At 64.8% G+C, this 21,987-nt stretch carries 24 protein-coding genes; 16 read left to right on the forward strand and 8 right to left on the reverse strand.

Going from position 1 to position 21,987, the window contains the following annotated elements:
- Positions 1–40: 40 nt before the first annotated feature.
- Positions 41–448: a VOC family protein gene (locus AU187_RS02590; protein ID WP_231740359.1), complete on the reverse strand. Its 408-nt coding sequence runs from the start codon at positions 446–448 to the stop codon at positions 41–43.
- 70 nt (positions 449–518) lie between these two features.
- Positions 519–1,472, reverse strand: coding sequence for a DUF5996 family protein (locus AU187_RS02595; RefSeq protein ID WP_059100753.1), 954 nt, complete (start codon positions 1,470–1,472; stop codon positions 519–521).
- A gap of 185 nt (positions 1,473–1,657) precedes the next feature.
- Between AU187_RS02595 and AU187_RS02600 the strand changes: the two genes are divergently transcribed.
- Positions 1,658–3,433, forward strand: a complete 1,776-nt coding sequence (locus AU187_RS02600; protein ID WP_059100376.1) for an acyl-CoA dehydrogenase family protein — start codon at positions 1,658–1,660, stop codon at positions 3,431–3,433.
- A gap of 53 nt (positions 3,434–3,486) precedes the next feature.
- Here the strand turns inward: AU187_RS02600 and AU187_RS02605 are convergent, their stop codons facing one another.
- Together AU187_RS02605 and AU187_RS02610 are read right to left on the reverse strand one after the other, a co-directional pair.
- Positions 3,487–3,888 (reverse strand): PPOX class F420-dependent oxidoreductase, encoded by a 402-nt coding sequence (locus AU187_RS02605; protein ID WP_059100375.1) that lies wholly within the window; start codon positions 3,886–3,888, stop codon positions 3,487–3,489.
- A gap of 23 nt (positions 3,889–3,911) precedes the next feature.
- Positions 3,912–4,367, reverse strand: coding sequence for a MarR family winged helix-turn-helix transcriptional regulator (locus tag AU187_RS02610; protein ID WP_059100374.1), 456 nt, complete (start codon positions 4,365–4,367; stop codon positions 3,912–3,914).
- A 131-nt stretch (positions 4,368–4,498) separates the two neighbouring features.
- On the opposite strand from AU187_RS02610, the gene AU187_RS02615 reads away from it, so the two are divergent.
- On the forward strand, positions 4,499–5,119 hold the full coding sequence (locus AU187_RS02615) for a class I SAM-dependent methyltransferase (protein WP_059100373.1): 621 nt from the start codon (positions 4,499–4,501) through the stop codon (positions 5,117–5,119).
- Positions 5,120–5,236: 117 nt separating this feature from the next.
- On the opposite strand, the gene AU187_RS02620 is transcribed toward AU187_RS02615, so the two are convergent.
- Positions 5,237–5,827 carry a TetR/AcrR family transcriptional regulator gene (locus tag AU187_RS02620; protein ID WP_059100372.1) on the reverse strand — a complete coding sequence of 197 codons (591 nt, stop codon included), beginning with the start codon at positions 5,825–5,827 and terminating at the stop codon, positions 5,237–5,239.
- Positions 5,828–6,055: 228 nt separating this feature from the next.
- On the opposite strand from AU187_RS02620, the gene AU187_RS02625 reads away from it, so the two are divergent.
- Complete coding sequence (locus tag AU187_RS02625) at positions 6,056–7,687, forward strand: AMP-binding protein (RefSeq protein WP_197413446.1); 1,632 nt, start codon at positions 6,056–6,058, stop codon at positions 7,685–7,687.
- On the opposite strand, the gene AU187_RS02630 is transcribed toward AU187_RS02625, so the two are convergent.
- On the reverse strand, positions 7,684–8,574 hold the full coding sequence (locus AU187_RS02630; RefSeq protein ID WP_059166226.1) for a helix-turn-helix transcriptional regulator: 891 nt from the start codon (positions 8,572–8,574) through the stop codon (positions 7,684–7,686). The genes AU187_RS02625 and AU187_RS02630 overlap by 4 nt on opposite strands.
- A 156-nt stretch (positions 8,575–8,730) precedes the next feature.
- Here AU187_RS02630 and AU187_RS25355 point away from each other — a divergent pair, with 156 nt between their 5' ends.
- From AU187_RS25355 to ripB, 6 genes are all read left to right on the forward strand, one after another.
- On the forward strand, positions 8,731–8,895 hold the full coding sequence (locus tag AU187_RS25355) for a hypothetical protein (protein ID WP_156425341.1): 165 nt from the start codon (positions 8,731–8,733) through the stop codon (positions 8,893–8,895).
- Positions 8,896–8,924: 29 nt separating this feature from the next.
- Complete coding sequence (locus AU187_RS02635; protein ID WP_172800128.1) at positions 8,925–9,950, forward strand: zinc-dependent alcohol dehydrogenase family protein; 1,026 nt, start codon at positions 8,925–8,927, stop codon at positions 9,948–9,950.
- Between the two features lie 32 nt (positions 9,951–9,982).
- Positions 9,983–10,750, forward strand: a complete 768-nt coding sequence (locus AU187_RS02640) for an SDR family oxidoreductase (protein WP_059100371.1) — start codon at positions 9,983–9,985, stop codon at positions 10,748–10,750.
- Positions 10,751–10,859: 109 nt separating this feature from the next.
- Positions 10,860–11,393 (forward strand): COG4315 family predicted lipoprotein, encoded by a 534-nt coding sequence (locus tag AU187_RS02645; RefSeq protein ID WP_231740358.1) that lies wholly within the window; start codon positions 10,860–10,862, stop codon positions 11,391–11,393.
- Between the two features lie 69 nt (positions 11,394–11,462).
- Complete coding sequence (locus AU187_RS02650) at positions 11,463–12,293, forward strand: LLM class F420-dependent oxidoreductase (RefSeq protein WP_059100369.1); 831 nt, start codon at positions 11,463–11,465, stop codon at positions 12,291–12,293.
- Positions 12,294–12,566: 273 nt separating this feature from the next.
- Positions 12,567–13,223: an NlpC/P60 family peptidoglycan endopeptidase RipB gene (ripB, locus tag AU187_RS02655; protein WP_502687727.1), complete on the forward strand. Its 657-nt coding sequence runs from the start codon at positions 12,567–12,569 to the stop codon at positions 13,221–13,223.
- An 8-nt stretch (positions 13,224–13,231) separates the two neighbouring features.
- On the opposite strand, the gene AU187_RS02660 is transcribed toward ripB, so the two are convergent.
- The gene (locus tag AU187_RS02660) at positions 13,232–14,479 is read right to left on the reverse strand and encodes a L,D-transpeptidase (RefSeq protein WP_059100367.1); all 1,248 of its coding nucleotides are present in this window, start codon (positions 14,477–14,479) and stop codon (positions 13,232–13,234) included.
- Between the two features lie 121 nt (positions 14,480–14,600).
- On the opposite strand from AU187_RS02660, the gene AU187_RS02665 reads away from it, so the two are divergent.
- The 4 genes from AU187_RS02665 to AU187_RS02680 all read left to right on the forward strand — a co-directional run bounded on the left by AU187_RS02665 (position 14,601) and on the right by AU187_RS02680 (position 17,596).
- On the forward strand, positions 14,601–15,350 hold the full coding sequence (locus AU187_RS02665) for a DsbA family protein (RefSeq protein ID WP_059100366.1): 750 nt from the start codon (positions 14,601–14,603) through the stop codon (positions 15,348–15,350).
- The gene (locus AU187_RS02670; RefSeq protein ID WP_059166204.1) at positions 15,350–16,204 is read left to right on the forward strand and encodes a cytochrome c biogenesis CcdA family protein; all 855 of its coding nucleotides are present in this window, start codon (positions 15,350–15,352) and stop codon (positions 16,202–16,204) included. Before AU187_RS02665 ends, AU187_RS02670 begins: the two co-directional genes overlap by 1 nt.
- 88 nt (positions 16,205–16,292) lie before the next feature.
- A complete protein-coding gene (locus AU187_RS02675; RefSeq protein ID WP_059100364.1) occupies positions 16,293–16,667 on the forward strand; it encodes a BlaI/MecI/CopY family transcriptional regulator in 375 nt (124 codons plus the stop codon).
- The gene (locus AU187_RS02680; protein ID WP_059166205.1) at positions 16,664–17,596 is read left to right on the forward strand and encodes a M56 family metallopeptidase; all 933 of its coding nucleotides are present in this window, start codon (positions 16,664–16,666) and stop codon (positions 17,594–17,596) included. Before AU187_RS02675 ends, AU187_RS02680 begins: the two co-directional genes overlap by 4 nt.
- 108 nt (positions 17,597–17,704) lie before the next feature.
- On the opposite strand, the gene AU187_RS25760 is transcribed toward AU187_RS02680, so the two are convergent.
- On the reverse strand, positions 17,705–18,244 hold the full coding sequence (locus AU187_RS25760; protein ID WP_197413445.1) for a hypothetical protein: 540 nt from the start codon (positions 18,242–18,244) through the stop codon (positions 17,705–17,707).
- A 196-nt stretch (positions 18,245–18,440) separates the two neighbouring features.
- On the opposite strand from AU187_RS25760, the gene AU187_RS02690 reads away from it, so the two are divergent.
- The 3 genes from AU187_RS02690 (at position 18,441) to AU187_RS02700 (ending at position 21,931) form a co-directional block, all read left to right on the forward strand.
- Complete coding sequence (locus tag AU187_RS02690) at positions 18,441–19,397, forward strand: esterase family protein (protein WP_156425363.1); 957 nt, start codon at positions 18,441–18,443, stop codon at positions 19,395–19,397.
- A 148-nt stretch (positions 19,398–19,545) separates the two neighbouring features.
- Positions 19,546–20,739, forward strand: a complete 1,194-nt coding sequence (locus AU187_RS02695; protein WP_059100361.1) for an acyl-CoA dehydrogenase family protein — start codon at positions 19,546–19,548, stop codon at positions 20,737–20,739.
- Positions 20,732–21,931: an acyl-CoA dehydrogenase family protein gene (locus AU187_RS02700; protein ID WP_059100360.1), complete on the forward strand. Its 1,200-nt coding sequence runs from the start codon at positions 20,732–20,734 to the stop codon at positions 21,929–21,931. The genes AU187_RS02695 and AU187_RS02700 overlap by 8 nt, the downstream gene beginning before the upstream one ends.
- The last annotated feature ends 56 nt before the right edge of the window (positions 21,932–21,987 follow it).

Genomic DNA, 21,987 nt, shown 5'->3' on the forward strand with positions numbered 1-21,987 from the left:
CCTTGGGCGCCAACGTTTAGCGGTACCCCGGGGCGTACATCTAGTCGTCCTCGGGTCGGTCGGCGTAGACGCCGCGGAGCATGCCGGTGGCTTGTCCGATCTCGATGAGGTAGCCGTCGGGGTCGCGGATATAGCAGCGTATCTCGGCTTTGCGGTCCAGTGGTTCGGTAAGGAACTGAGCGCCTTTGGTTTTGGCGTCGGCGTGGAATGCGTTGATGTCGGCCACTCGCACGTTCAGAAACGCCGAGACTGGGTCGCCAGCCTGTGGTGGCGAGAGGGTGATGTCGGGTTTGTCCGGGGTGGGCCCGCCGCCGGGGTTCATGATGATCCAGCTGTTGGCAACCTTGATGATGGCGGGGTTCTCCTCGAGAACGATTTCACCGCCGAAGATGTCGGCGTAGAAATCGCGCGAGCGGGCGACGTCGCGGACGGTCAGAAAGTGCGTCAAGATCAATCCCTGTTCGGGAGCTGGTAGATCGTTGCGGTTGACCACAATTCCCCTTTCAGTGAGCTGACGGCTACTGCTTGTGACGCCATCGGTGGGGATCGACTTCGAGCGCGGCTCGGTCCCAGTTGCCGCGTTCAGCAGCCGCTTGATACGTGGTGTGCAGGAACTCCAAAAGGTTTCTGTCCGGATCTGCCGCGGTTCGCACCGCCTCGTACGGCAACAGAAACTGGCCGTTCTCGGTGCTGTAGAAGGCTTGCTCAGGTGCAACGGGATAGTCGGCAAAGCCGTTGGGCTCGGGATAGGCGTAGGCGTAGAACGCGCCTTCGTCGCCGCCGCCCGGCCAGAAGCCGCAACTGCTCAGCTCGTGGGAGTAGCCCTCCTCCATCACCCAGTCACCACAGTTGGGCGCGCCGCCGGGATGCTTGGGCGCAGTGCGGCCAGAGAACCTGGTGCAGGCCAGATCCATGGCGCCCCAGAAAAAGTGCACGGGGCTGACCTTGCCGATGAAATGCGAGCGAAATTCGTGCATAACTCTGTCGGCCGCTACGAGTTGGCGCCAGAACAGCTGCACGGCGTCGGCATCGTAGGAGGCGTGCTCATCGTCGTCGGCGAATGGGATCGAGGGCTCGACTTCATTCGGCCTGGCCTGAATCTCGACCGTGATTCCGAGCTCACCGAGCGCACGCACTGTCTCGCCATAGAACTCAGCGACGGGTTTGGGCTCGAGCGCAATCTGACGGGCGTCGCCGTCGCTGGAGCGGATGTGTAACCGATGCTCGATGAAGTCGAACTCGATGTCGAACACCCTCGCTCCGGACGGCACTGCGGAAGTGGTCAATCCCCGCGGGCTGACGTAGAGAGTGGTCTGCCACCAATGGTTGATCATCGGCGCATGCGCGAGCCGGATCTTGCCGACGATCTGTGTCCACATATGCAGTGTTTCGCGTGACGCGCTCCAGTCGTCGACCCGCAGCTGTGGCCAGCCGTTCGACGACGCGGACTTGGTTGTGGCGATGCCTGCCATGTTCATCAGCTTTCCCCGGGCGGACAGAACCTACGCATAGCGATCAGTGACTGCCGCAAGAACCGCCGGCAGGGCGAAGGCCAAAGGTCGCGCGACCGATAACCCGAACGAAAGAGGAAGTCAGCGAGACAGAACGGTATTACGATTTCACAACAGGCGACAGAAATCTGTAATAGCGTGGGTGGATGACCCCGTACAAAGGTGAAGCCGTCGACCACCTGCCCTTCGCCACTACAGAGAAGGCCGCGCGCTATCGCACGGAGAACTATCAAGGAGCGGTGGGTCTCAACTGGTTCACGACCGATCCGACGCTGCGGTCGACGATGGCGTATTACTTGCAGCCCGACGAGCTGGCGTTCGCCGAACCCCACTTGACGCGCGCCGGAGAATTGATGGGCGGGCCGGTGGCGCGGTGGGCCGAAGAGACCGACCGCAGTCCCGCGCGCCTCGAACGGTATGACCGCTGGGGCCATGACATCAGCCAGGTGGTGCAGCCGCCGTCGTTCATCCAATCCAAACGCGCGATCCTCGAGGCTCAGTCGGTGCTGCGCGAAGAAGCGCGTGCCAACGGTGTGAGCCCCTCTCTGATCTTGTTTGCGTCGAACTATCTGATGAACCAGGCCGACATCGGCATGGGCTGCGCGCTGGGGACTGGCGGCGGCATGGTCAAGTCGCAAGTCTCGGCCTACGCGCCGGCCGATGTGCGGGATTACGTACTGGCCAAATTCGCCTCGGGCGAATGGGAGGGCGAGACCGCTCAGATGTTCACCGAACGTACGGGCGGCTCGGACCTCGGCGCGCTGGAGACGACGGCTACGCGGCACGGTGACGCGTGGCTACTGAACGGATTCAAGTGGTTCGCCTCGAATTGCGACGGCGAGGTGTTCGTCGTGCTGGCTAAACCGGAAGGTGCGCCGGACTCCAGCCGCGGTATCGCCACGTTCCTCGTGCTGCGGACGCGTCGCGACGGATCGCGCAACGGCATCCGGATCAGGCGGCTCAAAGACAAGCTCGGCACCCGATCGGTGGCATCTGGCGAAGTGGAGTTCGTCGACGCCGAGGCGTTTCTGTTGTCCGGAGAGGCCACCGGTGATGCCGGGCCGTCCGACGGCAAAGGACTGGGCCGGATGATGGAACTGACGAACTCAGCGCGACTGGGCACCGCTCTGTTCGCTGCGGCTGCTGCCCGACGGGCACTGGTCGAGTCATTGTGTTTTGCCCAGAGCCGGTGCGCATTCGGCGAAACGCTAAGCGACAAGCCGTTGATGCGGCGCAAGCTGGCCGAGATGATCATTGACTCCGAAGCCGCCCTCGCGCTGGTATTCGATGGGACAGGTCATCCGAATCACCAACAGCCACATCAAGTTCGGCAGCGTATCGCCGTGCCGGTGACCAAGCTGAAGGTCGCGCGGTTGGGTATCACTATGGCGTCCGACGCGATCGAGATCCACGGCGGCAACGGCTACATCGAAACCTGGCCGGTCGCACGGATTCTTCGGGATGCTCAGGTAAATACCATTTGGGAGGGCCCGGACAACATTCTGTGCCTGGACGTCAGGCGGGGAATCGAGAAGTCGAGCGCACACGAGCCGATGCTGGCGCGGCTTCGTGACGCGATATCGGTGTCCGACGACGAAGGAACGACACACCTGGTCAGCCGCCGCATCGACGATCTCGACGCCGCGATCACCGCATGGAAGAAGCTCGATGGCGATCTTGCGGAGGCGCGGTTGTTTCCGCTCGCGCAGTTCATCGGCGACGTCTACGCGGCCGCATTGCTGACCGAGCAGGCGGCTTGGGAACGCGCCACCTACGGGTCGGATCGCAAGGCGCTGGTGGCTCGGTTGTACGCACAGCGCTACCTCGTCGACCACGGACCGCTTCGCGGCATTGACGCCGACGAGGACGAGGCGATCGGACGCTTCGACGAACTCGTGTATGGGGCGCTGACGCTGGATTGAACGCTTCAAGGCTTATGCGAACGCGAGCGGGCGCAGAGGAAGTCGCGATTGACTCAGCTGTCTGTGACGTTGCGTGCCGACGTACCGGCGCTGTCGATGCCCCATGCGATGATCCGGCGCGGCGTGATCCGGATGATGTCGCCGCTCAGGCCGCCCTCCGTGGTACCTGCTCCGGGGAGGGCGGTGGCGGTTCCTCGGATCTCGATGCCGCGCGCGTCCGGCGGGCTCACAGAGACCACGGTGTCGACGATGAAGGCCACGTTGGGCCGACTGATTACGTTGCGCCACTTCTGTGTTGAGGCCAGCGCATGGCCGACGATGTCGATCGTCGTGTCCTCGGGGCCAAGGTGTACGCCGACCGGGCGGATCTGCGGATCACCTGCCGGGCCGATCGTGCAGAGTCGCCCGATCGGCTCATCGCGCAGGTAGGCCAGTTCGGCCGGGCTGAATGTCATGGACTCCGCCTTCGGTAGTGGTTTCAGTGCTGGCTTTCCAGGTGCTGGTGCAGTCGGGTGAAGGCCCGTTCGATGACCTTGAGCTCATCCGGTTCAACGTGGTCGAAGAACAATTCGCGGACCGCGTCGGTATGCAGCGGCACGGCCTGCCGCAGCACGTCCGCACCGCTGGCGGTGAGCACTGCTCGATAGCCTCGGCCGTCCTCTGGTACCGGTTCACGGAGCACCAGACCCCGTTTGGCCATCGCGGTGATCTGGTAGGTGGTTCGGCTGCGCGAAAACACCATCTTCTCGGCCAGTTCACTCATGCGCAGTCTGCGCTGCGGTGCATTGGCCAGCAGTCTGAGCAGGTGGTAGTCCATGAGGGTGATTCCGGCATTCTCGCGCAACCGTTCGTCGAGCCTGGTCTCCAGTCGCAGACTGGCCTCGATGTAGGGCCGCCAGGCGCGCTCCTGCGCCGCGGTCAAGCTGCGTGCCATACCGGCCCTCTCGGTGATCGGTTCAAATCGAAACTATCCACTGACGCATGCTTGAAATACGTCTAGGCTGTGACTACTCTCATGGTAATACAAGTTTGAACTAACCGCACGCCGCGAGGAGCGATTTCGATATGACACACCGAATCGACTGGGATCAGGCATACCGGTCCGACGAGGCACCCGCATGGAACATCGGTGCGCCGCAACCGGAGTACGCGGCATTGATCGATGACGAAGCGGCTGTCAGTGGTGAGGTTCTCGACGCCGGCTGCGGGCACGCCGAGCTGGCGCTGGCGCTCGCCGCCCGTGGTCACACGGTCGTGGGAATCGACCTGAGCCCGACCGCGATAGCTGCCGCGGCCGACGCCGCGAAGGAACGTGGGTTGACCAACACGACCTTCGTGGCCGCCGACATCTCGTCACTGACCGGGTACGACGCGCGGTTCGGCACCATCTTCGACAGCGGGCTGCTGCACGCGTTGCCCGATGAGTTGCGCGACGGCTACCTGAAATCGATGCATCGCGCGGCGGCGCCCGGCGCCAGGTTCTACATCCTGGCCTTCGGAACCGGGGCGTTTGGTGAGCACGACGGGCCCGGGCCCACCCAATTCACCGAAGGTCAGCTGCGCGAGCAGGTTTCGCGGTACTGGCAGGTCGAGGAGATCCGTCCGGCCAAGCTGCACTCTGTGGTCCCGGTCAACGGCCAGACCCAAATGCCCGGGCACTTGGTGGTCGCACGCAAGGCTGGCTGACTCCAGATCAGTTGCCCACATCCGCGCTGACCCGCAACCGCGGCTTGTGTCGACCACCGGAATCGGCGACCCGATCCCACACGGCATCGACCAACGGCGCCAACAGCGCGCCAACGTTCAGCGGTACCCCAGGCTGGGCAGCAGCACGTCGTCGACCAGAATGCGGACCGTCTCCTCGGTCGGCGGCCGTGTGGAAACCAACGCCCTAAATACCAGATATCCCGGTAGCAAGTCGTAGATCTCGTCGTTGATCGCTGCCGCGTCGATCTCTCCGCGCTCGACAGCCTCGGCCAGCAATTCGTTGATCACGAGTTTGCGCTGATGGAGAAACTCGTCCTGCATCGCTCGTTTCAACCTCGGGTTGTGCGACATCTCGTTCAGCACCGCCCGCATCGTGCTGCCGTGCGCACACGCCTGCCTGCACACCGAGGCGCCGAGCTCCAGCAAGTCGCTGCGCAGCGAGCCGGTTCGGGGCGGGACGGCGGTGACGCGGGTGCCTTCGACGAAGGCCGCGAGCACTAGGTCCGCCTTCGACGGCCAGCGCCGGTACACGGTCGCTTTGCTCGCTTTCGCCTGTGTCGCCACGGCTTCGACGGTCAATCGGTCGTACCCGTGCTGCTGCAACTGCTGCAGCGTGATCGCCAACAGTTCCGCTTCGCGGCGGGTCCACCGCGATTCCGGCGCATCGTGCGCGTGTTCCGGCGGCACACGTCCTCCTTGACCGAGCTTTATAGCGCGTCATCCATGACGTAGCGCTTGCCCTGGTCGATACGGTACCGTACCGTTCCATTTCGGCCCTCCGCAGCCGCTCTGCGCGACATGCCCACGTCCGATCTCCGCAATTTTGTGCCGTGCCGAGATGTGCAGGCGCGAGGATGAGGAGAATCGATCGGGTACCCCGATCGAGGCCGACTACCGATGCAAGGACCTGGTGCAATGCCGTCGACGGTGGAGTCTTACGACGCAGGACCGACCGACACCCCGGTGCTCGAGCAGACGATCGGCGCCAACTTCGAAGCCACCGTCGCCCGTCACCCCGACGGTGAAGCGCTCATCGACGTCGCGCAGGGTCTGCGCTACACGTGGGCCGAACTCGACGCCGAGGTCGACGTCGTGGCCCGGGGCCTCATGGCGTTGGGGATCGGCAAGGGCGAGCGGGTCGCCATCTGGGCGCCGAACTGCGCGCAGTGGACACTCACGCAGTACGCGACAGCGAAGATCGGCGCGATCCTCGTCAACATCAATCCCGCCTACCGCACCCATGAATTGGCCTACGTGCTCAACCAATCCGGGGCCCGAACGTTGATCGCCGCGACGTCGTTCAAGACGTCTGACTACGTGGCGATGGTCGAGCAGGTCCGCGCGGACGTGCCAGCGTTGACCGACGTCGTCCACATCGGGACGGCCGACTGGGACGCGCTGCGGGCGGGCGCCGACGAAGTGACATCCGAGGCCTTGGCGAAGCGGATGGCCGGCCTATCCAACAACGACCCCATCAACATTCAATACACCTCGGGTACAACGGGTTTCCCGAAGGGAGCGACACTCTCGCACCGCAACATCCTCAACAACGGATACTTCACCACGGAGCTGATCAAGCTCGGCCCGCACGACCGATTGTGTATCCCGGTGCCCTTCTACCACTGCTTCGGCATGGTGATGGGCAACCTCGGTTGCACCAGTCACGGCACCACGATGGTAATTCCCGCACCGGGTTTCGATCCCGGATCGACGCTCGCCGCCATCGAGGGCGAACGCTGCACCGGCGTGTACGGCGTCCCGACGATGTTCATCGCCATGCAGAACCACCCGGAGTTCACCGACCGCGACCTGTCAACGCTAAGGACCGGGATCATGGCCGGCGCGGTCTGTCCGGTCGAGGTGATGAAGCGCTGCATCAACGACATGAACATGTCGGAGGTGGCGATCGCGTACGGCATGACCGAGACGTCGCCGGTGTCGTGCCAGACGCTCATCGACGACGACCTGGAACGGCGCACCGCGACGATCGGACGGGCGCATCCCCACGTTGAGATCAAGATCGTCGACCCGGACACCGGTGCGCTCGTCGAGCGCGGACAGCCGGGCGAGTTCTGCACGCGCGGATATTCGGTGATGCTGGGCTACTGGAACGACGACGAGAAGACCGCTCAGGCAATCGATTCCGACGGCTGGATGCACACCGGCGATCTGGCCGTGATGCGTGACGACGGCTACTGCAACGTGGTGGGCCGCATCAAGGACATGGTTATCCGCGGCGGCGAGAACATCTACCCGCGAGAGATCGAGGAGTTCCTCTACACGCACCCGGACATCGAGGACGCCCAGGTGATCGGCGTGCCCGACGCCCGGTACGGCGAGGAGACATGCGCGTGGATCCGGATGAAGCCGGGTCGTCCCGCGCTCGACGCCGACGCCGTGCGCGCGTTCGCTGCAGGCAAGCTCGCGCACTACAAGATTCCGCGATACGTGCACGTTGTCGACGAGTTTCCGATGACGGTCACGGGCAAGGTGCGCAAGGTCGAGATGCGCGAACGCAGCGTCGACATCCTGGGCCTTGACCGCTAGCGTCCAAGGTGAGGCGCAGGCGGATTCTCAACCGGCTGGCCCGCCGTCCACGAGGCCAGGAGGTCTAGGGCGTGTGCGGTCGGGGAGGCAGGTTCTGCCGCGTAGAGGGTGAGCGTCAGCCCGGGTTCGGAGATCATGTCGACGCTCTCGTAGGTGAGCTCGAGGTCGCCCACGACGTCATGGTGGAACCGTTTGGTCCCCGCGCCGTGATAGCGGACGTTGTGAGCGCCCCACCGGCGACGGAAGTCCTCACTGCGAGTGGATAATTCGCCGACGAGATCGTGCAGCAGGTTGTCGAATGGATCACGACCGGCCTCGGTGCGAAGGATCGCGACACATGTGTCGGCCGCCTCATCCCAATTCGGGTAAAAGCGGTGCGAGTCATCGTCGAGGAAGGTGTAGCGGGCGAAGTTCGGATGGCGGCTCGGGTCGCTGTCGTACAACGATGAGTGCATGCCGCGCCCGAGGTGATTGACGGCGAGCAGATCCATCCGGCCATTGCGGACGATCGCCGGGGCGGTGAATTTGTCGAGCACCCACTGCAAGCCGGGCCGGGGCGCCCAGCGTTTCGCGGGGCGTCGTCGCGGCCACATGCCGGCAGCGGTGCCGTCGGCGGCGTGGGCCAGGTGGAACAGGTGAGCGCGTTCGGCGTCATCGAGTTGGAGCGCACGGGCGATCGCGTCCAGGACGGACGCCGAAACGCCGGCCAGAGCGCCGCGTTCCAGCTTGCTGTAGTACTCGATGCTGATCCCGGCGAGGTCGGCAACCTCCCCCCGGCGCAGTCCAGGGACTCGGCGGGAACCGGTCACCGGCACACCGGCCTGTTGCGGGGTCACCTTGGCTCGTCGCGAGACCAGAAACTCGCGGACCTCGGCGCGGTTGTCCATGTCCTCCACGGTACGAGGGCGCTACGGCTCGTGGGATGTCTTGTCATTACACCTTTCATCAGGAACTCCCACGCCGGCTGGCAAGGCTGGTTTCGTTGTGCACATGCCGGGAAGCCAGTCCAGACTTCCCGCCCGGGATGTTGTCAGGAGCTCTTCATGCATGGCGCGCGTCGTGGCCTGTCCAAGCTGACCGGTTTCGTCGCGCTGGAACTCTACGTCGTTCCCGGTGCCGGCCACGTCGATCTCTACGACCGGGTCGACCTCATTCCGTTCGACAAATTGACGGAGTTCTTCCAGGACAACCTGCAACCGTCGCCATAGGCGACCTCGAACCGTACGAAGGAGAAGCCATGCGTCAGGTTTTCATGAACGCCCCCGGCGATGTGAGCGTCGGAGAGCGTGACGACCCGAAGATCGTCGAGCCGACGGATGCGATTGTCCGCCTTACGGCGACATGTATCTGCGGGTCGGACCTGTGGCCCTACCGGGGCGTCGAAGACGTCGACCACACACCGATGGGGCACGAGTATGTCGGCGTCGTCGAGGAGATCGGCGGCGAGGTGAAAACCCTGAAGGTTGGCGACTTCGTCGTCGGCTCGTTCGTGATCTCCGACAACACCTGCGAGATCTGCCAGGCTGGTTACCAAAGTCGTTGCGTGCACGCTGAATTCGTCTCTGCCACGATCGGCACTCAAGCCGACAAGGCCCGTATCCCGTTCGCCGACGGCACCCTCGTGGCGACACCCGGTCAACCGGATGCGGAGCTGATCCCCTCATTGCTGGCCGCATCCGATGTCCTCGGAACGGGCTGGTTCGCCGCCGTCGCCGCCGAGGCCGGCCCCGGCAAGACCGTCGCCGTGGTCGGTGACGGCGCCGTCGGGCTAATGGGTGTGCTGGCCGCCAAGCAGCTGGGCGCCCAACGGATCATCGCAATGTCCCGCCACGCCCACCGGCAAGACCTTGCCCGTGAGTTCGGCGCGACCGACATCGTCGCTAAACGCGGTGAGGAGGGCGTGGCCAAGATCAAGGAGCTCACTAGTGGGCTCGGCGCGCACTCGGTGATCGAGGCCGTCGGGACACAGGAATCGTTCCTGCAGGCCATCGGTGCTACCCGGCCCGGCGGGCACATCGGCTTCGTCGGCGTCGCACACGAAGGCGTGTCGATTCCGGCGGATGAGCTGTTCTTCGCCGAGGTGCACCTGCATGGCGGTCCCGCCCCGGTGCGCCGGTTCCTGCCCGAGCTGATCCAGCTGATCTGGGACCGAAAGATCAACCCGGGCAGGGTGTTCGACCTCGCCCTGCCGCTCGAGCAGGCCGCCGAAGGCTACTCCGCGATGGACGAGCGCCGCGCCATCAAGGTGCTGCTCGAGCTCTGATACCTGTGACATCGAAAGAGGAGGCTTCACTCATGAAGCCGACCGACGACTTCGCCGGCCGCGTCGCGTTCGTCACCGGCGCCACCAGCGGGATCGGCCAAGCGACCGCTGTCGCGTTCGCAGCGCGCGGCGCCGCGGTGGTCGTCGCCGATATCTCCGCAGACGGGTGCCGCGAAACCGCCGAATTGATCGAAAGGTCCGGGGGACAGGCGCTGGCGGTGACCTGCGACGTGACCCAGAGTCGCGACGTGCAGGCGGCGCTGAACCGGGCCGTCGAGTCCTTCGGGCGTCTGGACTTCGCGTTCAACAATGCCGGCGTGGAACAACCGGTCAAACCGATCGTCGACATCGCCGAGGACGAGTGGCACCGAGTCGTCGACGTCAATCTGCGCGGTGTGTTCCTGTGCATGAAACACGAGATTCCGCTGATGCTGGAGACCGGTGGCGGCGCGATCGTCAACACCTCTTCGGGCGCCGGTGTCAGCGGCTTCGCCGGGCAGGCCGCCTACGCGGCGAGCAAACACGGCGTGATCGGGATGACGAGGTCCGCCGCCCTGGACTATGCCTCCGACAACGTCCGGATCAATGCTGTGTGTCCTGGCATCATCGACACCCCCATGATGGACCGCTTCTCCGGCGGCACACCCGAAGGCCGCAAGCGCGTCATCGACCAAGAACCCATCGGGCGCATGGGCCGGCCCGACGAGATCGCCTCCGCAGTGCTCTGGCTGTGCTCCGACAACGCCGCCTTCACCATCGGCCACGCCCTGGTCGTGGACGGCGGACAGACCGTGGGCTGACCAGGCGCGCACGCACCCCGACACATATGAGCCCTGGCACGGCTGGTATTGATGCAGCATGCCCATGCCTCGAATCCTGGCTGCAGGATGCCGGAGCGGCGCCTGCACATTGACCCTCGCGTTCAGCGTCATCGCCCTGACCGGTTGTTCGGCACTCGACAACCAGACGGCGAACAGCTCTGAGACCTCCGGCGTGCAGACTGCGGCGACCGCGTTGCGAACCGATGCAACCGCCCCGGCGCCCTACCCGCCGCCGTCCGTCGAGCGGAAATTGCCGATCGGCGACGTCTCCCTCGCCATCGACGACCGCCCCGGCCTGGGGGAGATCATCGTCGACAGCTCCGGCCGCACGCTGTATGCCTTCTCGGCGGACTCGGCGAACGAGCCCACCTGCTACGGCGAATGCGCCGACACCTGGCTGCCCGTGCTGGCCGACAGCGATCCGGCGGGCGGCATAGGTATCAGCGTGGCGGCGGCCCGGACCGTGCCGCGCCGCGACGGCGGTGACCAGGTGACCTACAAGGGAATCCCGCTCTATCGATACGCAGGCGACACGACGGACAGGGACGCCAAGGGACAGGGTTTGGACATGTTCGGCGGCGAATGGCACGTCCTGACGAAAAACGGCGAGCCCCTGGCTTGAGGATCGCCGAGGAATAGCGTGATCCGAACGGGCGTTGCCAGCCCCTGACGACGGCAGTTAGGTGCGCACATGAAGTTCGGGATCTCCACTTTCGTCAACGACGACACCATCGACACTGCGTCGTTGGCCCGCGCGATCGAAGAACGGGGTTTTGACGCGCTCGCGATCGCCGAGCACACCCACATCCCGGCCAGTCGGCAGTCTCCGTACCCGATGGGCGGTGACCTGCCCAAGATCTACTACCGCACGCTGGATCCGTTCGTCACACTCGCGGCCGCCGCGGCGGTGACGTCGACGATCGAGTTGATCACCGGAATCGCTCTGCTCATCCAGCGCGACCCGATCATCACCGCGAAGGAAGCGGCCAGCATCGACCTGATCTCGGGTGGCCGGTTCGTGTTCGGCGTCGGCGCCGGCTGGAACATCGAGGAACTGCGGCACCACGGCACCGACCCGAAGACGCGCGGCGCGCTGCTCGACGAACGTATCGAGGCCATCAAGGTGTTGTGGACGGAGGAACCGGCCGAATACCACGGCCGCTACGTCGATTTCGACTCGTCATACCTGCGTCCCAAACCGGTTCAGAAGCCCCATCCGCCGATCCTCGTCGGCGGCGACTCCGATGCCACCGTCAAGCGGGTGATCCGCCATGGCGCCGGCTGGATGTCGAACCCACTTCCGGTCGAGCGGCTGACCAAACGCATCGACCAGATGCGTGCGGGCGCGAACCACGACGTCCCGCTGACGACATTCGGCACCCCGATCGACCCGGATTACTGGCGCGCCCTCGAGGACCTCGGCTACCGGCAGGCGAACCTGCTGCTGCCCACCAAGCCGCGCGATGAATCGCTTCGTCTGCTCGACGAATACTCCGAGAAGGTCGCCGGGTATCGCGGCTGAGCCAGGCTCGGCGGGCTGGGCTCGCTTAACGGGTGATTGCAGACACCGATGCTTGCAATCCACCACTTAGGGCCGTATGGCCCAAGCCTCGAATTGCTGCGCCAACTTAACGGCGAGTTGCAGAACCGAGACTCAAATGTGGCTGGCGTCGCCGGAAGCGGCATAGCTACTGTCTATCTACGTACGTAGTTACTACGTAGAACGGTTCTTTATCGACTAGCGTGGAGGGCAGTCTTGCGTCGCCGGGAAGCAATTCGCGTCGGATTCCTCGCCATCGTGCCCGTCGTGATCGGGACATCTGCCGGGGTCGCCCGTGCTGAACCTGGGCAGTGGGACCCGACTCTGCCCCGCCGTGTGAGCGCTGGGGCGCCGGGTGATCCGGTGGCAATCGCCAACGCTTCGCTGCGTGCGACCCAAGTCGCAGCCGAAACCGCGGTCGATCTCGGACGCAGATTCCTGAGCAGCCTGGGGGTCGGAGACTACAGAGCGTCAGGGGCTACGGCGTTGCGTGGTAACCGGGTTCACGGCCCGCAAGCGATCGAATACGTGATTTCACGGGCAGGCTCACAGATTGGGGTGCCGTACTCCTGGGGAGGCGGAAGTCTGACCGGACCGAGCAAGGGCGTCGACTCGGGTGCCGACACCGTCGGCTTCGACTGTTCGGGGTTGACCCGTTTCGCTTTCGCGGGTGTCGGGGTGCTGCTCCCGCGATGGTCCGGCGACCAGTACAACGCGGGCCGGCATGTCCCGCGATCGCACGCCAAGCGTGGCGATCTCTTGTTCTGGGGCCCCGGTGGAAGCCAGCACGAGGCCCTCTATCTCGGCAACGGCCGGATGATCGAAGCGCAGCAAACCGGTGTGCCAGTGAAGGTTTCGCCGGTACGCATTACCGGGATGACGCCGTCCGTCACTCGTGTGATAGAGACCTGACTCGGGCCTCAGCGTGGAGCGTCGTCGTCCGTCGCTAGTGCACTGCCGGCGAGCCACTGATCCCACGGCACACTCCAGTCACCGTTCTGCCAAATGGGCAATGGCTCACCACCGGTGTTGCGGACTTCGAACACATCGCCGGGTTGGGAGAATTCATAGAACCACCGTGCGTTGTCGGCGTTGACGTTTAGGCATCCGTGGGAAACGTTGGTGTTTCCTTGCGCCCAGATTGTGTCGTCGAGTTGGTGCACATAGATTCCGCTGTTGGTCAGTCGTACGGCGTAGTTGACTGTTTGTTTGTAGCCCAATGGTGCGTCGACCGGTAGCCCATAGGTCGAAGAGTCCATGACGACGGGATTGGCCTTGTCCATGACCGTGTAGACACCGGGCTGCGTCCAGAACGAGATCGTTTGGTTTCCAACGACTTCCGATCCGCCCATGCCCATCGAGGTCGGAATTGTCCGGACCAGTTGCCCGTTGCTGTATACGCTGATCTGCTTGGTGGCGTCGTCGGCGATGGACACGTGCGAATCGCCGATGCGGAACGACACTGCGCTGTCGCGCTCGCCGTAGAGTTCGTCGCCAAGGTGTGCTCCGTAGAGGTCGGCGCTCACTGCGACTTGGGTGCCCGGCGCGTAATAGTCCCGCGGGCGCCAATGTGCGTGCTGGTTGTCCATCCAGTACCACGAACCCTCTACCGGCGGAACGGTTTTGACTAGAAGCCGCTCCTCGGCGGCGGCGCGGTCGCTGACAGGCCTGTCGAAGCGGGCCACGATGACGGTGCCGACCCCGTAGGTGCCCCCCTCGACCAGCTCCGCCCCCGATGTCGCGGTAAAGGTCACCGCGGTCTGTTGCGCTGGTGTGAGCGTGGTGAAGGTCGAAGTGTGCGTATCGGGGATTCCGGTGGGACCACGGCTCGAGGTGAGCAGCGTGTAGGTGCGGCCGTAACCAAGCGGATTGTCCGATTGCCAGGATCGTCGGTCGGTGCTCAACGACCCGGGCACGGCGTCATTCATGTCGTCGACGAGTGTGACTTCGGTCAGCGTTCCCATGCTTGCGCTGACCCGTACAGCGCTCAACGGGTCCACTGCTGAAGCTTGCGAGGCAGGCGAGACGGCTACGACCGCTGGGATTGCCGGCAGTGGAGGCGGCGCCACTTCCACCGTGGTGCCCGCCATGCCCGATCGGTCGACGAGCCAGACGGTAGCGGCGACAAGCGACGCCACGAGTAGTGATCCGATCCGCTTGCGGCGCATAACCGAGGCCACAGTGAGAGCTCTCCCGTCTGCTGTTCCCGCTCTAAGAGCGTGGTGTGCTACAAAGGCTACGTACCTACTACGTAACTACGTAGCTCACACGCTAGCACGGAGGTGGACGATGGGCGGTTCGCGGCGAGACGGCCTCAGCAAGGACCTCATCTTCATCGGGGGACTGGTCGTCGTTGCCGTCGCCTTGATCCTGTATCTGGTGCTACCAACCGACAACGACGCTGCGCCGGCGCCGGGCGCGACACCCTCGTCGGCGTCGGCGGTCACCGGGCCCGGCGAGACCGCTGCCGCGGGTGGTGAGGGGGCCGGACTGGTTTCCGTCGAACGCCGGCTCGCGGAGGACCCATTCGCTCTGGGTAGTCCTGACGCACCCGTGGTGATGGTGATGTTCTCGGACTACCGATGCCCGTTCTGCGCCAAGTTCAGTCGAGACACCGAACCTAAACTTGTCGAGCGCTTCGTCGATTCGGGAACCTTGCGCATCGAGTGGCGCGACTTCCCGATCTTCGGTGAGCAGTCGATGCTGGCGGCTCGTGCCGGGCGCGCAGCAGCAGAGCAGGGCAAGTTCTGGGAGTTCAACCGTGCCGTTTACTCGGCTGCTCCGGAGCGATCGAAAGCAGATTTGCCCGACGAGGTTCTGGTGGACTTCGCCGAGCAGGCCGGTGTCGCCGATCTCGACAAGTTCACTGCGGGAATGCGAGGCAACGCCTTTGACGGCGCCATCAATGCCGACCTGGCGCAGGGCAACAGCATCGGCGTGCCCAGCACTCCGGCGTTCCTGATCAACGACGTCCCCCTGCTCGGCGCTCAACCGACCGAAGAGTTCGTTCGCGCGATCACCGAAGCGCTGGAGAACTGATGATCGGCGTCGGCGTGCTCGGGGCCTTCCTGGGTGGAGTGGCCTCGCTAGTGAGTCCGTGTTCGGCGCTGCTGTTGCCGTCATTTTTCGCCTATGCGTTCGACCGATTGCACCTCCTGCTCCGCCGGACCTTCATCTTCTGGATCGGTCCGTGCACCGTCTTGATGCCGATCGGCGCCGGAATTGGTGCGTTGGGCAATGCGATCACGCGCTACCGCAGCGAAGTGACGCTGATCGGCGGACTGATCCTGATCGCATTCGGTCTGATGACCTTGCTCGGCAAGGGATTTGGCATGCCCGGCATGCAAGCGATCACGGGCCGGATCAACATTTCCACCTCACTGTCGGTACTGGCGCTCGGGGCCGTATATGGGCTGGCCGGTTTCTGCGCAGGCCCCCTTCTTGGGGCGGTCCTCACGATGTCGGCGATGGGTCAAGACCCGGTGTACGGGGCGCTGCTCATGGCGATCTATGCCCTCGGCATGGCCGCACCGCTGTTTGTGCTTGCGTGGCTGTGGGATCGCTTCAACCTTGCCAAGCGAGGCTGGCTGCGAGGACGGCCGCTACGGCTCGGTCCGTTGCAGACACACACCACGTCGCTGCTCAGCGGCGGGATTCTGATCACCATCGGTGGTCTTTTCCTCATCACCGACGGCACCGCGAATCTCGGTGGTGTACTGACCGTCGATGCCGAATACGAATTGCAGGTGTGGCTCAGTCGGCTGTCCGCTGGAGCGAGCGATCCTGCGGTGTTGCTTGGTGTTGTAGTGGTGCTCATCGCATGGCAGGGCGTGCGGTTGTGGCGGCGCCACGCCCGCTCGCACACCGCCTCGGCGGAACCCGCCGATCATTGAGCAGCGTGGCTACTATCGTGCTACGTAGGTATGGTGCAGGCGGTACGGGTGGCGACATGGCAGCTGCGCTTAGTGGACGGTGATAGGGATGGCGATCAGAGGGTTCGGCGACCTCGAAGCCGTGGTGATGGATGTCCTCTGGTCGCGCGCCGAGCCGGCCACGGTGCGCAGCGTCCACGACGAACTCGTCTGCAAACGCCAAATCGCCTACACCACGGTGATGTCCACCATGGACAACTTGTTCCGCAAAGGATGGCTGGAACGCGAAAAAGTCGGCTTGGCGTACCGCTACACGCCGATAATGACCCGCGAAGAGCATTCCGCGAAGCTGATGCGGACGGTCTTCGAGACCGGTGGTGACAGCGAGTTGATCCTCAACTTCTTTCTCGAACAGGTCGCCGACGACGACTCGGTGAAGCTTCGCCAAACCCTTCAGCGATTCACCGAGGACTCGTCGCAATGAACGCGGTTACCTTCCTGCTCATCTATGCGGTGGCATTGAGCTGGCTGGCACCGGCCGTACTCACGAGCCCGATCGCGACGAGCGTGCATCCGCGGCTGTCCCTCACGGGTTGGTTGGTGGCGGTCGGGACGGCGTTGTTCGCTTGGGTTGCAGCTTTGGCAATCTTGGTCGTGGGTTCGGCGCACAGCGTGATCACCAACACCGCATTGACCTTCTGCGTCGAAACTTTGGGGATCACCAGCGCAGTGGAGTTGCCATCGTCGCTTGCGACCATTCTCGTCGTCGCACTGCTCGCGCTGACGGCCATGGTGGCGATCCACACCGCGCGACGCGTGATCATCTCTTTGCGAAATACCCGGCGCTGCAATCGTGAACACGCTGACGCAGTGCGCATTGTCGGCAGACCCACTGCTCACAACGGCGTCGTCGTCATCACGGCCGACCAGCCCACGGCTTACTGCGTTTCCGGCAGTGGGCGAAACGCCATCGTCGTCACGACCGCGGCTCTGGAATTGCTCGACGCCGCGGGCTTGGCGGCAGTTCTGGCCCACGAGCGGGCGCACCTGCGCGGCCGGCACCACCACATCATCGCGACGCTCAACGCGTTGTCGGCGGCGCTGACGCGCCTGCCCTTGATGCGTGCCGCCGCAAGATCCGTGCCGGCGCTACTCGAGATGCGCGCCGACGATGCCGCCACTCGCCAATACGGCCGGGCACCCCTGATGGCCAGCCTGCTCACACTGAGCACCCGACACAGCGTTCCTGCCGGAGCGCTGGCAGCGTCAGGCACTGCGGTCGTCGATCGGTTGCTCCGCCTGAGTCAACCCGCGCGCCAGCCCCGTTGGCGTCCCCAGGCACTGTTGATGGCGCTCGTCGTCGGCGCAACTCCGAGCTGTGCCGCGCTGGCGTTCGCGCTATGCACCCTTTAGATGCCGCTGACCGAAAATCTCGCATCGTCAAGCACCAGTGCATTGTTGATGGCGACCGCGGCGCGGTACCCGGAGCTGGCCGCATTTACGACCTGTTCGGCTGGCCAGTCAGATTTCCGGCGGTCCATACGCCGGGAACGGGCGATCCGGCTCAATAACGGCATCCTGGAAGGGCGCCTGTCCGACTACCCGGGTCGAAGTGGGCGAGCGTCCGTGAGCTGAACTGGCACATGGCGAAAGCCCATTTGTATTCGCAGGCCGCGGCTGCTTGTAGGCGCCGGGTGCCTCACAGTCCGGCACACGAGTACAGCTGCCGGTCACCCAAGGCCGACGTTGCCATCGCAGCGCTACCAGACCCGTCAGCAATGCCAACGACAACGCAGCCAGCGCGGGCTGCACTGGGGCCCAGAGGCCGAGTGCGCCGGAAGTACCGACGGCAAGCAGGACGAGCTTGTTGCAGACCGGGCATCCCACCGCGAAGGTCACCAGCGTCAGCCCAGAGGTCACGAATCCGCTATTGCGTCGCGAACCCTCGATGGCGAACCACGCCACGGTGAGCAGACCGGTGGCGAGCAGCACCGGGTACTCCCACCACCGGACCGGCACATCACGGCTGAACAATGGCGTATCGATGATGTCGGTGGGCACCGCAATCACCAAGATGGCCAACAGCCCGGCGGCCAGCGCTCCGGCGTACCTCTTTGTCGTTGCGGGTTGCATTGATGACCTCCGGTGGGCTAGACATATCAGCACCTACGTATCTACTACGTATCTACGTAGGTGTCGAGCGGAAGGAACGCGGGTGTCTGGAGTACAGGGCTTGGTAGTGCGGGTATCGGCGTCGATGGTGGCACTGATTCTGGTATTCGGTTCGCTGGTGCCAGGTAGCGTCGGCAGGGCCTTTGCCTTCTCGCGGCCTGGCCTGCCCGTCGAGTACCTCATGGTGCCCTCGGCCGGAATGGACCGCGACGTCAAGGTCCAGTTCCAAAGCGGTGGCCCGAACTCTCCTGCGGTCTATCTGCTCGACGGCCTTCGCGCACAGGACGACTTCAACGGCTGGGACATCAACACCGCGGCGTTCGAGTGGTACCACGGCTCTGGTTTGTCGGTGGTGATGCCCGTCGGCGGCCAGTCCAGCTTCTACAGCGACTGGTATGCGCCGGCCTGCAGAGACAAGACCGGCACCTGCCAGACATACAAGTGGGAGACGTTTCTGACCCGGGAGCTACCGGCCTATCTGGCATCGGAGAAGGATGTCGATGCCAGCAGAACAGCGGCGGTCGGCCTGTCGATGGCCGGTTCAGCCGCACTCACGCTGGCGATCTACCACCCTCAGCAGTTCCAGTACGCCGCCTCGCTTTCGGGCTTTCTGAACCTCTCGGAGGGTTGGTGGCCGATGCTCGTGGGCCTCGCCATGGGGGACGCGGGCGGTTACAAGTCCGAGGCCATGTGGGGCCCATCGAGCGATCCGGCGTGGAAGCGCAACGACCCGATGGTCAATATCGACAAGCTGGTCGCGAACAACACCCGCATCTGGATCTACGCCGGTGACGGCACCCCGACAGACCTGGACGCGGGCATCAGCGGCGGCAACCTGTTCAATGCCAAGTTCCTCGAAGGATTTACGTTGCGTACAAACAAGACTTTTCAGGACGAGTACCTCGCTGCCGGCGGCGCCAACGGTGTGTTCAACTTTCCCGTCGGCGGCACACACAGCTGGGGGTACTGGGGACAGCAACTGCAGGAGATGAAGCCCGACATCCAACGGGTGATGAGTGCAGCGCCAACATCTGAGGACTGACGCAACGCTACAACGACGCTGACCGGCCTCAACGGGTCGCGCTTAACGGGTTGATTGCAGCCACCAGATGCCTGCGATCCACCCGTTAAGGCCACACGACCTCATCCCGCTGACGCTCGACGCGCGTCGAGTTTCTATCGTGACATGCATGAGCAATGCCGCTGACGCCGACCGCGTCGCTGAGCTGGCGCGCGGAGTCGTCGCCGACCACGACCCGAAGAGCGTTCCCATCCCCGAATTCCTCGGCGCCTGCTACGACGCCGGCCTGTCCTGGGTGCACTTCCCCGAAGGCCTGGGCGGTCTGGGCGTGTCCCGTGGACTTCAGGCGGTCGCCGACCGCGTTCTGCAAGGCGCAGGCGGGCCGGTACCGCTCGGGCTCAATCCGATGGGCTACGGCATGGCCGCGCCGACGATCCGCGAGCACGCCCAGACCGAGGAGGTGAAGCGGAAGTGGTTGCGCCCGTTGGCCACCACCGAGGACCTCTGGTGTCAGCTGTTCTCCGAGCCCGGCGCCGGGTCCGATCTCGCCGGCCTGGCCACCTCCGCGGCGCGCGACGGTGACGACTGGGTGATCAACGGCCAGAAGGTCTGGACGAGTCTGGCCCACCGGGCCCGGTGGGGGCTGCTGCTCGCGCGCACCAACCCCGATGTGCCCAAGCACAAAGGTTTGACGTACTTCGTCATCGACATGCACGGCACGGGCGTCGAAACCCGCCCGCTGCGCCAGATGACAGGCCAGGCCGAATTCAACGAGGTGTACTTCACCGACGCGCGGATCCCGGACCAGCACCGCCTCGGCGACGTCGACAACGGGTGGGCCGTCGCCATGACGACGCTGATGAACGAACGCACCGCGCTCGGCGGCAGCGGCAGCCGTCGGGGCGCGGGCACGATCGCCGACGCGACGGGGTTGTGGGCGTCGCGGCCGGAGCGCCGCACACCGGTGTTGCGCGACCGGCTGACGCAGCTGTGGCTGCGCTCGGAGGCGCAGCGGCTGACCTCGGAACGGTCGCGAGCCGCCGCCACGGTCGGCGGTCCGGGCCCGGAGGGTTCGATCGGCAAGCTGGTCGGCGCCGAGCTCAACCAGGACATCTATCAGTGGTGCATGGATTTCCTTGGCCCCGAAGGTCTTCTGTACCACGGATACCAGCAGGGCAGGGGCGCCGGCGAGCGGGATTGGCAGGGCCCGATCCAGCAGCGATACCTGCGCAGCCGCGCCAACACCATCGAAGGCGGCACCTCCGAGGTGATGCGCAACATCCTCGGCGAGCGCATTCTCGGGTTGCCCGGTGATCTGCGGGCCGACGCCGGCATGCCCTGGAAGGAGATCCCCCGTGGTTGAGAAGCTTGCGGATCAGCCCGACAATCAAGTTGAGACCCGAGCTGAGTACAGGTTCACCGACGAGCAGGCGCAATTGCGCGACGCGGTGAGCAAGTTCAGCGCCGAGCACTTCGCCGAAGACAACGTCCGGCGGCTCATGGAGTCCGACCCGCCGTTCGACCCGAAGGTCTGGGGGCGACTCGGTGCCGAGCTCGGGGTGCTCGGGCTGTCGGTGCCCGAAGCCGACGGCGGCGTCGGCGGCACCTTGGTGGATCAGGCCGTCGCGATCGAGGAACTCGGTGCGCGGTTGGCGTGCGGACCGCTGTTCGGCACGGTGTACCTCGCGATCCCCGCACTGGTCGCCGCTCCGGCCGGCCCGGCTCGTGACGAGTTGTTAGCCGACCTCGTCGAGGGTCGGCGCACCGCGGCCGTCGCGGTGGTGGACCGGGCGGGAGTCTTCGAGCCGGATGCGGTGACGGTGACCGCCGACGGGGACGCGTTGTCGGGCATGGTGGCTCAAGTCGTCGACGGCGGCTCCGCCGACGTCCTGCTGGTCGCCGCGCGCGGATCCGACGGCGTCGCGCTGTATGCCGTCGACACCGCCGCCGGGAAGGTACAGCGAACGCCGTTGGCGACCCTCGACCTCACCCGGCCCGAGGCCAACGTCACGTTCTCCAACGCTTCCGGGCGCCTGATCGCCGGTCCCGGCGAAACCCCGCGAGTCCTCGACCACGCGCTGCAGGTCGGTGCTGCGCTGCTCGCCGTCGAGCAGGTCGGCGCCGCGCAGCATCTGCTCGACCTGTCCGTCGAGTACGCGAAATCGCGGCTGCAGTTCGGCCGGCCGATCGGATCGTTCCAGGCGGTCAAGCATCGCCTGGCCAATCTGCTGGTCGACGTCGAGCACGCGAGATCGACTGCCTATCACGCAGTCTGGGCTCTGACGGACGGGTCTGACGATCCCGCGCTCGCGACGAGCATCGCCCAAGCGGTCTGTTCGGCAGCGCTCAGCCACGTCGCCAACGACACCATCCAGGTACACGGCGGGATCGGATTCACCTGGGAGCACCAGGCCCATCTTTATTACAAGCGCGCCGCGACCGACGCGGTCCTGCTGGGCAGCGCCGAAGAGCACCGGGACCGGGTCGCGGCGATTGTGCTCGACGATGCCGCCGCCGACCGGGTCCCCCGGGTGGCCGACGGGCTCACGGTTTAGCGCGTCAGAGCGCACTTACCGCTCATTCGACGTCGAGTATCGGTTCCTGGACTGAG

The sequence above is a fragment of the Mycobacterium sp. IS-1556 genome (assembly GCF_001499985.1).
Taxonomy (GTDB): domain Bacteria; phylum Actinomycetota; class Actinomycetes; order Mycobacteriales; family Mycobacteriaceae; genus Mycobacterium.

Bases quoted from the DNA above. Each gene is read 5' to 3' on its own strand.
- AU187_RS02595 (WP_059100753.1), bottom strand. From the start codon at position 1,472: ATGGCAGGCATCGCCACAACCAAGTCCGCGTCGTCGAACGGCTGGCCA.
- AU187_RS02600 (WP_059100376.1), top strand. From the start codon at position 1,658: ATGACCCCGTACAAAGGTGAAGCCGTCGACCACCTGCCCTTCGCCACT.
- AU187_RS02605 (WP_059100375.1), bottom strand. From the start codon at position 3,888: ATGACATTCAGCCCGGCCGAACTGGCCTACCTGCGCGATGAGCCGATC.
- AU187_RS02610 (WP_059100374.1), bottom strand. From the start codon at position 4,367: ATGGCACGCAGCTTGACCGCGGCGCAGGAGCGCGCCTGGCGGCCCTAC.
- AU187_RS02615 (WP_059100373.1), top strand. From the start codon at position 4,499: ATGACACACCGAATCGACTGGGATCAGGCATACCGGTCCGACGAGGCA.
- AU187_RS02625 (WP_197413446.1), top strand. From the start codon at position 6,056: ATGCCGTCGACGGTGGAGTCTTACGACGCAGGACCGACCGACACCCCG.
- AU187_RS02630 (WP_059166226.1), bottom strand. From the start codon at position 8,574: ATGGACAACCGCGCCGAGGTCCGCGAGTTTCTGGTCTCGCGACGAGCC.
- AU187_RS25355 (WP_156425341.1), top strand. From the start codon at position 8,731: ATGCATGGCGCGCGTCGTGGCCTGTCCAAGCTGACCGGTTTCGTCGCG.
- AU187_RS02635 (WP_172800128.1), top strand. From the start codon at position 8,925: ATGCGTCAGGTTTTCATGAACGCCCCCGGCGATGTGAGCGTCGGAGAG.
- AU187_RS02640 (WP_059100371.1), top strand. From the start codon at position 9,983: ATGAAGCCGACCGACGACTTCGCCGGCCGCGTCGCGTTCGTCACCGGC.
- AU187_RS02650 (WP_059100369.1), top strand. From the start codon at position 11,463: ATGAAGTTCGGGATCTCCACTTTCGTCAACGACGACACCATCGACACT.
- AU187_RS02660 (WP_059100367.1), bottom strand. From the start codon at position 14,479: ATGCGCCGCAAGCGGATCGGATCACTACTCGTGGCGTCGCTTGTCGCC.
- AU187_RS02665 (WP_059100366.1), top strand. From the start codon at position 14,601: ATGGGCGGTTCGCGGCGAGACGGCCTCAGCAAGGACCTCATCTTCATC.
- AU187_RS02670 (WP_059166204.1), top strand. From the start codon at position 15,350: ATGATCGGCGTCGGCGTGCTCGGGGCCTTCCTGGGTGGAGTGGCCTCG.
- AU187_RS02675 (WP_059100364.1), top strand. From the start codon at position 16,293: ATGGCGATCAGAGGGTTCGGCGACCTCGAAGCCGTGGTGATGGATGTC.
- AU187_RS02680 (WP_059166205.1), top strand. From the start codon at position 16,664: ATGAACGCGGTTACCTTCCTGCTCATCTATGCGGTGGCATTGAGCTGG.
- AU187_RS02690 (WP_156425363.1), top strand. From the start codon at position 18,441: ATGGTGGCACTGATTCTGGTATTCGGTTCGCTGGTGCCAGGTAGCGTC.
- AU187_RS02695 (WP_059100361.1), top strand. From the start codon at position 19,546: ATGAGCAATGCCGCTGACGCCGACCGCGTCGCTGAGCTGGCGCGCGGA.